This is a genomic window from Paenibacillus tianjinensis (assembly GCF_017086365.1).
Taxonomy (GTDB): Bacteria; Bacillota; Bacilli; order Paenibacillales; family Paenibacillaceae; genus Paenibacillus_AQ; species Paenibacillus_AQ tianjinensis.
In genome coordinates this window covers 2,163,635-2,176,638 of sequence record NZ_CP070969.1, presented here as the reverse complement: position 1 = coordinate 2,176,638, position 13,004 = coordinate 2,163,635, and the positions used below count along the sequence as shown (strand labels likewise).

Sequence of the window (13,004 nt, the reverse complement as noted above, 5' to 3'; positions counted from 1 at the left end):
AGCCTCTATTCAGTCCATGAACGGAGTGCCCTTCATAGAAGAAATGAGACTTTCTCAGCTTTTACATCACATCACTTTTTTGCAATATGCACCTTAAGCAGCTTGCCTTTTACCGTAGTGTCTCTCATCGCCTGCAAGACCAGTGCGCCTTTACCGTTCAGAATGTCCACATAGGTTACGTTATCCTGAATGGTAATGATCCCGATATCATCGGCGGTGATTCCCTCAAGCTTCGCAATGGTGCCGACGAAATCCACTGCTCTGAGCTTCTTTTTCTTGCCGCCGTTGAAATACAGCTTCATGATGTTCTGGTTCATGACCTCAGTCTTACCAACCTTGCGCACCTGCTGCTTGCCAAGCTTCTGCTCAAAAGCCGGTTTGGCATACGCTACGGCATCCTCCGAGGGAGCCTTCATCACCGGAATGCTGAAGCCGATATAGCCTTCAATGTCCGCCACCCATTTGTGTTCATTTGGCGTAACAAACGTGATGGCTTTACCGCTTTTGCCTGCGCGGGCCGTCCGGCCGGTGCGGTGCACATAGCTCTCTTTTTCCATCGGGATATCATAGTTGATGACATGGGTAATGTTCTCGATATCAATGCCGCGGGCAGCAACATCCGTAGCGATCAAATAGCGGAACTGGCCTCGCTTAAAAGCGTTCATCACTTCAAACCGCTCGTCCTGCATCATCCCCCCGTGGATTTTGTCCACCGGAAGCTCCTGATCGGCCATCCCGCGGAACAACGCATTCACCTGATCCTGGGTGCGGCAAAAAATAATGCAGCTGTCCGGATTCTCTACCGTAAGCAAATCGAGCAGCAGCGCGAACTTGGCCGCTTGTCTCACTTCAATCAGGGCATGCTCAATGGATGCAGTAGTCATCCCGGCAGCCTCGATCTCAATATCTACCGGCTGAGTCATATATTTACGGCACAGGTTCTTTACAGCCTCCGGCAATGTCGCCGAGAACAGCATTGTGACCCGCTCCCGCGGAAGCTGCTGGATGATCTTCTCAATCTGCTCGATAAAGCCCATGCTGAGCATTTCATCCGCTTCGTCAATGACGAGCGTCTTGATCCGGTTCAGCGGCAGTGTGCCGCGTTCGATATGGTCAAACACCCGTCCAGGCGTGCCTACTACAACATGCGTTTTTTGTGTCAGCTCAATCTTCTGCGGGGCAAACGGCTGCTTACCGAATAAGGCCACCGCTTTGATCCGCTTGAAGCGTCCGATATTCGTAATGTCTTCCTTGACCTGTGCGGCTAATTCCCTTGTCGGAGTCAGCACCAAGACCTGCGGTTTGTTCTCCGCCCAATCCACCAGTTCACAGACCGGGATGCCGAACGAGGCCGTTTTGCCGCTGCCGGTCTGTGATTTGACGATCAGATCCTGTCCCTTCAGAGCGGCCGGAATGACCTTGCTCTGTACTTCGGTCGGGCTATGATAGCCAAGAACGTCCAGTGCCTTGATAATCTCTTCATTTAAATCATAATCTCTAAACTGTAACTCACTCATGTAGTTGTTCCTTCCGTGTTAAGCATGGTCTCATTATAGCAGCTTCTGGCTGCCCTGATTCCATTCCTTATAAAATTGCTCCAGATACAGCAGCATGAAATCATGCCGTTCTTCGGCCAGCTTGCGTCCATAGGGTGTATTCATCAGGTCTTTCAGCTTCAGCAGCTTCTCATAAAAATGATTGACCGCCGTACCCTTAGAATAATCACGGTATTCTTTCTGCAGCGATTCATCGCGCGGCGTAAGATCCGGATCGTAGACCGGCCGCCCTTTTGCCCCCGAAAAAACCATCGTTCTCGCAATGCCTATTGCCCCAAGCGCATCCAGCCGGTCTGCATCCTGTACACATTGTCCTTCCAGTGTAGACATGGGAGTCCCTCCGCCGCCACTGAAAGACATCGTCTCAATAATCAGCATTATATGTCTGATTCTCTCCTCATTTGCGAGATGCTCAACCAGCCAGTTATGTACTTTGTGCAGTCCCGCTTCCTTAGAAGAGTTCAGCTTCTCGTCAGCCACATCATGCAGCAGCGCGGCTATGGTGCAGGTTAGGACATCCGCACCCTCCATCCCGGCGATCAACGCAGCCGTATTGCGCACACGGTCTGTATGAAACCAGTCATGGCCTGTGGTATCCCGGCCCAGCTGCGCTTTGGCAAAGTCTTCGGCAGCTGCAATCCATTGTTGATTATCCATAAATAATCCCCTTTTCGTATGAGTCCATTCGGTTTGATGCTGAAAATGCTGCTTGCATGGATGATCTTCATCGTCTATAATGTGCAGTAATCTAAAGCTGAAGGGAGCTTTTTCCTGTGAACCTTATAAACAGCATTTCCATCATACAGAATCAGCTTCATCATCACAAGCAGCGTTAGCACACCTGAATGAGTTCAGGGAGGGCTAACGCATTTTGCGTTTGACCTCCCTGCGGGATACGAAACGCGCAGGACCACGAGGTCCTACGCGTTTTTTTTTCATTTCAAAACTGTAATTCCGGGGTCCCCGCAAAGTATTTGAGTTAACTTCCATGTGAGAGCGCCACTTTGTGGGGTTATTTTGTTTTGCCGGAATTACCGGAACCTAGATATAGCTAATGAAAAGGAGCTGCTGAAGATGCAAAATATTAAAGGAACCTATGATTATTTCGGACGGGAGCAGGCGATCAGACAAAAGGTACAGGGTACGCTGCGCGAACTGTTCGGGCTGTATGATTTTGAACCGATGGAGACCACCATGCTGAATGAACTGGAGCTGCTGACCTCCAAATATGCCGGCGGTGACGAAATTCTCCGCGAAATGTATCAGCTGACGGACCAAGGCGGCCGCACATTGGGACTGCGCTATGATCTGACGATCCCGTTCGCCAAAGTGATTGCGCTGAATCCGGGAATCGAGTTTCCCTATAAACGTTATGAGATCGGGAAGGTATTCCGTGATGGCCCGGTCAAAAAAGGCCGGCTGCGCGAGTTCCTGCAATGTGATGCCGATGTGGTCGGAATTGCCGGCCCGCAGGCCGAAGCCGAGCTGATGCAGCTGGCCGTGGAAGTCTTCCGCAGGCTGGAGATTCCCATCGTCCTTAAATGGAACAACCGCCGGTTCCTTGGTGAAATTCTGTCTGCGGTCGGCGTTCCTGAGGTTGACGGCCTGTCCGTAATGCTGACCTTAGATAAGCTTGCCAAAATTGGCAGCCAGGGTGTATTGGCAGAGCTCCGCCAGAAGGACTTGTCTGCGGAAGCGCTGCTCGCCATTACCAAGCTGCTGGAGACGGACAATACAGACTTCGGAAGTCTGGCAGACCGCTATGGTCTGACTGGTCAGCCCGGCACACTCGAAATACTGGCCCTGCAGCAGCTGATTGATGCTACGGGACTCTCCGCTGCTTGCGTATTCGACCCGTTCCTTTCGCGGGGTCTGTCCTTTTACACCGGAACGGTGTATGAAATTTTCGATGCCACAGGCAGCTATCCGTCCAGCCTTGGCGGCGGCGGACGGTATGATGATATCATCGGCAGGCTGGTGGGGCGGGATGATATCCCGTATCCGACAGTGGGCATCTCATTCGGGATGGAGTCTATTATGGCACTGCTCGGGGAGCGCCCGGTTCAGGAGGAGAATTCAGGAGTGCTGATCATTCCGATTGGTGAGACAATGCCGCAGGCACTGCTCGCCGCAGCAGAACTGCGAAATGCAGGCATCCGGGTCAGTGTAGACACAGGTAAACGCAAGCTCAAAAAAACGCTCGCATCAGCCTCTGCCAAGGGCACCCGGTATTGTCTGCTGGTCGGGGAAAGCGAAGCAGAGCAAGGCAAGCTGCGGCTGAAGGACATGGCGCTGCAAACGGAGCAGGTAGTAACGGCTGAAGGAGCGCAGAAGATTATTTTTGGTTAAGGCGGGCTGAAAACCTCTGATCACAAGGTCTGAACCAGAATACTTTCAACAAATTGGCTCTGTTCTCTGGTCCAATTACTCCTCATACTGAGTTCAAACAATCACCAACTAACCTTGAGGAGTGTATCCGTTATGACTATTTCTTACACAATAAATGCCCCGCTTGAGGCGTCGCAGGCTGCAGAGCTCTTCATCAGCGCCGGATTGCGCCGTCCTGTAGATGATCTGAGGCGGATCGGCCGGATGCTGGAGCATGCCGACATCCTCATTACAGCCTGGGACGGCGACCGCCTGGTAGGCGTGGCCCGTGCAATTACTGACTTCTCTCTCTGCTGTTATCTATCTGATCTGGCCGTCCGCAAGGAATACCAGCATCAGGGAATCGGCAAAGAGCTGATCCATGTGCTGCGCGGACAACTGGGAGAAGAAGTTATGCTGCTGCTCTTATCTGCACCCACAGCCATGGACTATTATCCGAAGATCGGGTTTGTGAAACTGGTGAATGCTTTTGAATATCCGCGCGCACAGTAAGCATGAACGCAGGACGATGTCCGCCCAAAAACAGCCGTAATCAGACCTTCGTCTGATACGGTGTTTTCAGTACTTTTTTGGCTGCTGTTAGCGGGTTCTCTGGAGCCGCTCGCGATACTCCTTGGGGCTTTTGCCGCTGAATTTTTTGAAGGCGCTGACAAAATGGCTCAGACTGGAATAGCCGACGAGCAGTGCCAGCTCCTGGAGCTTCAGACTGTCAGCCTGCAGCAGCTGTTCCGCTTTGGCCATTCTAATCTTGGCAACATAATCGGCCAGCGGAATGCCCACATGCTGTTTGAACTGGCGGGACAGGCTATGTTCCTCCAAGCCGAACAGCTGCGCTGCAGCAGCAAGCGACAGCTCACAGCCATAGTTTCTTTCCATATATCTTCTGACCGCTTCGGGTAGAGCGCTTATGCGGGAATTACGTGCCAGCGTAACTTCTTCCATTACCAGCAGTCCCAGTTCATGCAGCTGCTGCTTCAGTGCCTCATGTGAGGTGCAGGCAGCCAGTGTCTTGTGACTATTCCACATAAATTTCCCTAAGGCCGTCCCGCTGCATTCAAATTTACGGGCTATAGCTGTTAGGAGCAGAAGCAGCCGCATGGACTTATACATGGAGATGTCAAACGGTATTTGTTCCCGTTCACCAACCTCAAAAAGAAGATCCAGTTCCCCCGCATACATAGCTAAATCCGTTAGTTCTATCATTCGCGCCAGCCTGCGCTCTTCCTCAGGGGACAACCAGGTCATCATCACCATACTCGTCCCGGCTTCTATCCAACCTTCAGCGGCAGTCCTATTGGTTCTGTGTAAGGCACACAGGCAGGAAGCAAACGCATTTTCCACCCGCTTCAGGCCTTTCACTTCCAGTCCGGCTGCACAGGAGCAATCCAGCTCCATCATATCCTTAAGTTTCTGTAACAGCTCCTCTATGAAACGTTCAGCGCGGTTTGCATGCTCCACTCCCTCTTTCGAAGGAATCAGGAAATACATCCGCAGCGGATCAGCTTCATCACCGAACGGGTAAATATGCTTCCATCTGCCTGCCGTCTCCCGGCACACTTGCTGAAATAGCGTATGTGTTAACAGCCGGTCCTTGTGCCTGGAAGCCATGAGCTCTGACGGCACTTTCAGTTCGATTGCAGCATACCGCAGCTTCAAGCCCTCTCCTGCAAGCGCAGTCAGCTTGAGCTGGCGCAGCCGGTTTCTGACCGGTTCCGTACTGAGCCAATCCTCCTTGACCATCTGCTGCAAAAAGCTCTCCTGAAGCTGCCGCATCTGGTCGCTCCCCTGCGGTTCTTCCTCTACCTGCCTGATCTCAAACATAGCAGTATCACCCCCTATAACAGGAGCAGCAATAATCCTCTCTGTTCCCTTGTTCCGGCGGAAAACGCATTCCTTACTATCATTATGGACCAAAAAAACAGGAAGAACCCGCAAAAACCAAATTAATTTGACAAGAGAGGCGAAAAAACCCGCCGGATTCCCGGCGGGGTTAAGAATTGCTTATATTTTGAACTTTTCCACCAGTCCCTGCAGCTCTTTGGCGCTCTGGGTATTCTCGTCAGCCATAGCTGCTTCATGGAAGGTCTTCTCAACGATATCAGCAGTTTTTTCTGCAATATCCTGTACACCGATCGCTCCCTCATTCACGGTAGCCGCGACCTCATTGACCGCTATGGCAATACTGGACACGGTCTCGTTCAGATGATCGGCAGCTTCCTCGAACTGCCCCATCAGCTGATTGATCGTGGAGGCATCATCATTATACTGCTGGCTAACTTCGGTTAACCGTTCATAGTCGCTTAATACATTCTGATCTATAAATTCTAGCATAGCCTCCGAATGCTCTTTCATCTGCTCCACAGAAGAATACACATTTTTGACAACACCCTGGATGCCCGCAGCCGTCTCAGAGGATTTCTCCGCCAGCTTACGGATTTCACCCGCCACGACGGCGAAGCCCCGGCCTGCTTCTCCTGCCCGCGCGGCTTCAATGGCTGCATTCAGCGCAAGCAGATTCGTCTGGCTGGTGATAGAGAGGATGGTATCGGCGAGCACGTTAATTTCATTGATGGCCCCCGACTGCTCGATGGCTTTCTCCATTTCAACCCGCACGGATTCATAGATCCGTTTGGCATTGTCGGTGGATGTAAGGGCATCCTGCTGAAGCACCAATGCACGCTCTGTGATACCACTGGATACTCCAGCGCCTTCTTTGACGCGGCTGGAGATCATGCGCACATTATTCTCCACTTCATGGATAGCTGCAGTCATTTCCTGCGTAGATGCCGCTGTTTCTTCCATGCCTGCCGACAGCTGCTCTGTAGTAGCCGAATTGTCATGAGCATTCTCGCGTACATCAATGGAGAGCTTTTCAAGTGTCTCTGCATTATCCAGAACTTTGGCAGAGATCGTCACCAGGCTTCCGGCCATCTCCCGCAGTACCGCCCGTGTGTGGAACATCGCCTTGGCGATCGTTCCGGTCTCATCCTTATTTTTCACCAGATGCTCATACTGCTTATCGTATTTCAGGTCCAGCTCAGCAGTCTTGTTAATCAGCTCGGTCAGCTTAATAATCGGCGATGAGATCCGGGTTGCCACAATGATCCCGATGAGCAGGGTGACCAGCAGGCTCGCGATCCCCAGCAGAAGGATATAATTCGTCATGTTTTGAACCGGTTCTGTAATTTCGTCCAGGTCACCAGTCAGAACCAGCGTCCAATTCGTATTAGGCAATACGGTAAAGGCTGCTTTTTTCTCGGCGCCCTTGTAAAGATACTGCACGTTACCGTCTTTAACGGTTTTCCCGGCTTTTACCTGCTCTACAACCCCTTTAATCTGCGCGTTCTCTACCGGCGTTCCGATCTTGGCCTCATCCGGATGATAGAGTATGTTTCCAGTCTCATCCACCAGATAGGCATAGGAGGAAGGCGCATTCGCCACCTTGGCATCGGCCAGGTACTTGATAATACTGTTTGCATTCACCGCTGAAGCGACGAACCCGATCATCTTGCCACCGCTGGTTACCGGATGTACAAAAGCAAGTACATAGGCTCCTGTAGACTTGGACTTAAGCGTTTCGCTGATCACCGGTGCAGCCGTCTTTAAGACATTGACCGTATAATTCCGTTCACTGAGATCCGCGCCCAAAAGCTTGGTATCGCTATCCGCAACAATGATTCCTTTCATATTGACCACAAACATATGCTCCAGGTTGCCTGCATCCTTTACCAGAGTCTGCAGCTTGCTATTAACCTCGGTCTGAAGCTCATCGCCGGTGGCTAATGCGCCGGATTGTTCTTCTAGCAGCACTTCGGCGATTTCGGATTCCCCGGCAACCAGCTGAATGCTCCGCTTTTCTTTGTCGATCATCGCTTCAATCGTCTGTGCTTTGTTGGTATTGACCTGCCCCATGGAGGCATCGGTGAGATTGAGAATCGTACTGGTAGACTTGTTATACGTAAAAATCCCCATTAGTGCTGTTGAAATCATGGTAACAGCGATCATCATAACTGATAGCTTCATCCGAATCTTCATCTTCTCAACATCCTTCCGCCCTCGTCTAATCCTAGCTTGTTAAACACCCTAAAAAATGTAATATTGTTTAATTTTATTATCGGTTTATTCTTGTTGATAGTTAAGATGACATGGAGAAATTCAGTGAAAATTATCATACTTTGTCGAAATTTAAGTTTTAATTTTACACTCCGTTAACAAAACCTTGGCCGCGGCCCGGAAAACAGAGCAAAAAGTCCCTCTTCTCCTTAAGAGTAAGGGACTTAGGGTCAATCCGATGGCAGCCAGGAGAAGCCCCGGTCTGCCCCTCCCGCCGCGCGGTTTCAATCACCGCTGTTTCGTTTCATAGGGAGCGGGTAAGTTAACAATGCAACACCATACCACAACCTGATGAGGAGTGAATTTCGTAATGGCACAGAACAACCAGAATGATAAGATGAGCCGTGAAGAAGCAGGACGTAAGGGTGGAGAAGCAACAGCCAAAAACCATGATCGTGAATTCTACCAGGAAATTGGCCGTGAGGGTGGAGAAGCAAGAAGTGAGAACAACGACGGCAATGAAGGCAAAATGAGCCGTGAAGAAGCAGGACGTAAAGGCGGAGAAGCCAGAGCACGCCAGCGTAACAATGATAATTAATTTATATACAACGAGTTAAAATGTACACTAACAGGAACAAGGGCCAAACCTTATAAGGTTTGGCCCTTGTTTAATTATAAATGTGTTAGGCGGTATTAGGTTGGAGCCTCCGATAATAGCCTGACAGGGATTTTTCAATAATACTCTCTATAAAAAGCGGGTCACCATGACTCAGCAGATCCTGGGCATAACGCCATGCATTTTCTTCTATCTGCAAACAGATCTCCGCTTCCTCCCTATCCGAAAGGGGGCTATCGAGAAGAGCGGCAAGCTCATTCAGTTCCTTGTCTTCCGAGTGCCCGAGTTCATGGGCAAAAATGACCGCAATATACTCGTCCAGTCGGTCCAGAGACCCGAATAACCGGATGCATTGCTCGCTAATCTCTTCTTTATATAGGTAAACTGTGTGACTGCCCATATGATATTTGCCGCCGACCAGCCGTTTTCCGGGGAAGCAGGCCTCGATTTTCACTTGGACCCGGCTGTTAGAACGCATTAGCAGCTCATTTACTACCTGATGAAACGCTTGATCCTTCAGTTTATTCACCTTCTTTGCCTCATAGCTCGTGTACTCTGTACTTATTATTTCGGCAGCAGAACGATGAATCTGTATGCTTGTGTATTATAGTGGATGTGAATTCGAAGCCTTAACCTTCTTGCGGGAATAAAGCATCCAGAGCCGGGCAAGGCAGCTTCTCCAAAAATTGCGAAAGAGGTGCCGGCATATTGGTGTACAGCTCATTCAGCGAGGTTCCGTTATAGATGTTGCCGATAATGACCGGATGACACAGCTCGGAAATCAGGATGTCGCCATTACCATGCAGGTGCAGCTGTTTCTTGCCTTCAATGCAGTGCGGGAAATAAACCCCGGGCTGCTCCGCGAAACCCAGCTTATCCATAAACCGGTCCATACAGGTGAAGTAAAGTGTAGTATCCTCTTTCCGGTTAGCAATCAGCTGCGCAACGGCATTCTTCAATTGCTCCTGCGCGGCGATCGCCTTCCAGCCGGTGTGACCCATAATAATACTGTTCTGAATCTCATGCGTCCGTACACCCATTGCATAGACATGGTCGCTGATTTCCTGCATATTATCCTGGGTTTCATTGAACAGCAGGGTTTCCAGCACCACATTCACGTCTGTTTTGGCGAACATGGTGATGTTCTCTCTAATTTTGTCATAGACACTGGGATGAATATGATAATAATTCGAAAACGCCTCAGCGGTCGTAAAATTAAACGAAATATGTATGGTGGTCAGTCCGGCCGTTACCAGCTCCTGAATCCGGGCCGCATTCAGCAGACTGCCGTTAGAATTCAGCTGGGTCTGAATCCCGCGTGAGGAGCAGTAAGACACAATCTCCACACAGTCCTCGAATTTCAGTGTCACCTCGCCGCCGGATAACCGGACGCGCTTGAGTCCCGGCAGCTCCTCCAGGATGCGGATAACCTCTTTGCCGTTAATGCTCTGCCCGTCATTTCTATTGTATGCGCAGCAGTAATCACAGCGGAAATTGCAGTTTGAAGTTACTCCGACCTCAAGGCCCTCCAGCTCGTAAGTCAGCGGATTATCCAGCTCAAGTGCTTTATATTTAATGCTCATGCTCTATAGTCCTCCTGAAAAATATAATATTCTGCTTTAGGGTCAACCTTAAAAATTATAAAGGTTTCAGGCGGAGGTTAATGTGACTTTTGTTGTAATGGGCCTGTTTAGAATCGTCTGAGTGCACAAAAAAGAAGCAGCCCGCGGGCTGCTTCTCAACAATATCTTATTTTATAATTCCACCGATTTGCCCATTTCGTTCCATACTGGCTGTCCAATCAGTCCCAAACGCCAGATCGCTATACCTTTAAGCCCGTAACGTTTGGCCAGCCCGATCTTGGCATTTACAGAGGTTTCATCTTCGCTGTAAACGGAAATGCCGAGGATCAGCTTGTCTTTACTAACCTGCTCCAGTGCCAGACGAATGCCTTGATCCACCATGTTCAGCGGCTCGGGCTTGGATTCATCCTCATATGCGTAGGCCATAATGACCAGATCATCAGCGAGCGAAGCCAAGGTCTTGTAGTCGTACCCTTTAAAGGAGCCATTCAGCGGGGGCAGAATAACAGTCAGCTTGAGGCCGGCTGGCCTTGCCGCTGCCGCCAGGTTCTTGACGAATGTATTGAATTGGCCCTGTACAATTTTCTTGTCCCCGGTCAGACCGAGTCCCTCCAGATCCAGTCCGATGCCCTGAAACCCTTTCTCTGTAGCCAGCGATACGATGCTTGATATCGTCTGCTGCTGAAGCGCCGGGTCTTCCAGATTTTTGGTCAGTTCCAGCTCTTTATCACCTGAATAAACCATCAAGTAAGGAGCAGTTCCTCCGGCAGCCGCGTTCTGGACAATGGACTCCGGCGTGATGTCACCGTCGGCTTTCGGCCACCAGAAATCCGTGCTAGTTGTCGTGAACTGGCCGCTGCGGTCGATCCGGCTCCAGCCGAAGGCAACCGCATTAAAGTCCGGAATCAGCGACACCTCACTGTACGATTTCTGTGCATAGAAGCCAAGCGTGTACATATCCTTCTTGGGCGAGGTAATCGATACTGTCTTAGTTGCCTGATTCCAGCCTACTCCTGCCCCGAACTGCTGTCCGAAGAAGCTGAGCGGAATCATCGTTGTGCCGCGGATATTTTGCGGAGGCACAGCCAGCTGGACGACCGCTCCATTCACTGCTGCCTTTGCGCTGCCGAGTGTAAGAACGACCACTTTAGAACCTGCTGTATCACTTTTGGTGGCGGTAATTTTCTTGGCAGCCTGATCCCACTTCACCTGAATGCCGAGCGCTTCGGAGATGGCACGGAACGGCACCATCGTGGTCCCGTTCATCACCGCGGGCGGAACCGGGAACGGCAGCGGATAGCCGTCGAGCATAATGCTCACACTGCCTGCAGCAGCCTGTGTAGACTGTACGGGAAGTGCTGTAAAACCTCCTATTGAAATTGCTGCGCATAATAATAGTTTACTTAGGCTTTTCATATGTTGATTCTCCATTCTGCAAGATTCTGAATGATATAAAGTCACATGCTTAATCTGCACCCCAACAACTTTATAGATTAAATTAAATAGTTTTTTAGGGTAAAGTGATGGAGGGGAATTTTGGAACTGGAGGAGCGCCAGCGTCCGCCTTTGTCTGCAGATTTCTACCGCAAACAGCGGTATAATCGAGAAATCTGCAGACAACAGCGGCCGGAAGTCCAAATATTCTCTGTAGTCACGGCTAAACCTATTAAAATAGTGTAATTAATCTATATCACCTCTATCATTTTACCAAAATAGATATTTTTAGCAAATTAATAGAATGTAACTTTTGGAGATTGCAGCTTTATACCAGCCATAGTCCAGCAGCCCTGGAAAGGTTACATAAAAGCACTTAAGAAGACGCCAACAGCCCGCTCGGCATCCACATCGACCGCAACCTCAATGAACTCACCGATCCGGGGCTGCGCCCGCAAATCGGCAACAACCATTCCGGAGGTATGCTCCCCTTGATGCTCCACACGGACCTTCATCTGCCGGCAGGTCAGCAGGTCCGGATGCAGCGCAGCCATAAGAGCCAGCGGATCATGCAGCGGTGCACCGTTAATTACATAATTGGCGTCACGGTAAAATTTGAAATAGTGCTGGAGAGAATGGTCCATGAATTCAATAATCGCCTGATTGTCTTCCCGGCCATACCGTTTCAGCAGCTCCAGATGTTCCGTAGTGATCAGTGTCTTCAGCGTCACATCCAGACCGACCATCAGCACGGGCAGTCCTGAGGTGAATACCCTGTCTGCCGCTTCGGGATCCCCCCATAGATTAGCTTCCGCCACCGGGGTCACATTGCCCGGCTTAAAGATCGTTCCCCCCATTACAACTACCTTTTTCAATTTGCCCTTGAGGGCGGGGTCCAGATCAAGCGCGAGCGACAGATTCGTCAGCCGCCCGAGGGTCACCAGTACGATTTCGCCGGGATTGTCATCCGCCAGCCGTACAATAAATTCTGCCGCTGTTTCACTTATCAGGCGCTGGGAGGATGGCGGAAGCTGTACATCGCCGATGCCATTTTCCCCGTGCACATGCTGGGAGAAGCCGCGGAGTTCACGGACCAGTGCCCGTGAAGCACCGAGAGCCACAGGAATCTCTGCTTCGGGCCGGGCCAGGGCAAGCAGCCGCAGGGTATTATCCGCCGCCTGTTCGACACCAATGTTGCCAAACACTGTAGTAATCCCTTCCACAACAACATCCGGAGCGCGTAATGCATACAGTATAGCCAGTGCGTCATCGATACCGGTATCGCAGTCAATGATAATCCGGGTTTTGCTCATTTTGGTTTCTCTCCCATTCTTCTATGTGTTTAGGATCCCAAGCAAAAAGCCTGCCGCAGTT

11 protein-coding genes are annotated in these 13,004 nt (G+C 50.5%); 3 read left to right on the top strand and 8 right to left on the bottom strand.

Annotation, left to right across the window (positions count from 1 at the left end; translation table 11 throughout):
• Nucleotides 1-71 precede the first annotated feature (71 nt).
• Both JRJ22_RS09380 and JRJ22_RS09375 read right to left on the bottom strand, forming a co-directional pair.
• A complete protein-coding gene (locus tag JRJ22_RS09380; RefSeq protein WP_206104213.1) occupies nt 72-1,517 on the bottom strand; it encodes a DEAD/DEAH box helicase in 1,446 nt (481 codons plus the stop codon).
• 33 nt (nt 1,518-1,550) lie between these two features.
• Complete coding sequence (locus JRJ22_RS09375; protein ID WP_206104212.1) at nt 1,551-2,213, bottom strand: HD domain-containing protein; 663 nt, start codon at nt 2,211-2,213, stop codon at nt 1,551-1,553.
• Between the two features lie 417 nt (nt 2,214-2,630).
• Here JRJ22_RS09375 and JRJ22_RS09370 point away from each other — a divergent pair, with 417 nt between their 5' ends.
• Nucleotides 2,631-3,905, top strand: a complete 1,275-nt coding sequence (locus JRJ22_RS09370; protein ID WP_206104211.1) for a histidine--tRNA ligase — start codon at nt 2,631-2,633, stop codon at nt 3,903-3,905.
• A gap of 132 nt (nt 3,906-4,037) precedes the next feature.
• Nucleotides 4,038-4,436, top strand: coding sequence for a GNAT family N-acetyltransferase (locus JRJ22_RS09365; protein ID WP_206104210.1), 399 nt, complete (start codon nt 4,038-4,040; stop codon nt 4,434-4,436).
• Nucleotides 4,437-4,523: 87 nt separating this feature from the next.
• Here the strand turns inward: JRJ22_RS09365 and JRJ22_RS09360 are convergent, their stop codons facing one another.
• Entirely contained in the window at nt 4,524-5,765 is a 1,242-nt protein-coding gene (locus tag JRJ22_RS09360; RefSeq protein WP_206104209.1) for a helix-turn-helix transcriptional regulator, read from the bottom strand.
• Between the two features lie 180 nt (nt 5,766-5,945).
• A complete protein-coding gene (locus JRJ22_RS09355; protein ID WP_206104208.1) occupies nt 5,946-7,979 on the bottom strand; it encodes a methyl-accepting chemotaxis protein in 2,034 nt (677 codons plus the stop codon).
• Nucleotides 7,980-8,367: 388 nt separating this feature from the next.
• Here JRJ22_RS09355 and JRJ22_RS09350 point away from each other — a divergent pair, with 388 nt between their 5' ends.
• Nucleotides 8,368-8,595 carry a KGG domain-containing protein gene (locus JRJ22_RS09350; protein ID WP_206104207.1) on the top strand — a complete coding sequence of 76 codons (228 nt, stop codon included), beginning with the start codon at nt 8,368-8,370 and terminating at the stop codon, nt 8,593-8,595.
• Nucleotides 8,596-8,680: 85 nt separating this feature from the next.
• Here JRJ22_RS09350 and JRJ22_RS09345 read toward each other — a convergent pair whose 3' ends face one another.
• The 4 genes from JRJ22_RS09345 to JRJ22_RS09330 all read right to left on the bottom strand — a co-directional run bounded on the left by JRJ22_RS09345 (nt 8,681) and on the right by JRJ22_RS09330 (nt 12,943).
• Nucleotides 8,681-9,142 (bottom strand): hypothetical protein, encoded by a 462-nt coding sequence (locus tag JRJ22_RS09345; RefSeq protein WP_232381085.1) that lies wholly within the window; start codon nt 9,140-9,142, stop codon nt 8,681-8,683.
• Nucleotides 9,143-9,242: 100 nt separating this feature from the next.
• Nucleotides 9,243-10,196 carry a radical SAM protein gene (locus tag JRJ22_RS09340; RefSeq protein ID WP_206104206.1) on the bottom strand — a complete coding sequence of 318 codons (954 nt, stop codon included), beginning with the start codon at nt 10,194-10,196 and terminating at the stop codon, nt 9,243-9,245.
• A gap of 171 nt (nt 10,197-10,367) precedes the next feature.
• Nucleotides 10,368-11,612: a stalk domain-containing protein gene (locus JRJ22_RS09335; protein WP_206104205.1), complete on the bottom strand. Its 1,245-nt coding sequence runs from the start codon at nt 11,610-11,612 to the stop codon at nt 10,368-10,370.
• Nucleotides 11,613-11,992: 380 nt separating this feature from the next.
• Nucleotides 11,993-12,943: a nucleoside hydrolase gene (locus tag JRJ22_RS09330; RefSeq protein ID WP_206104204.1), complete on the bottom strand. Its 951-nt coding sequence runs from the start codon at nt 12,941-12,943 to the stop codon at nt 11,993-11,995.
• Nucleotides 12,944-13,004 lie beyond the last annotated feature (61 nt).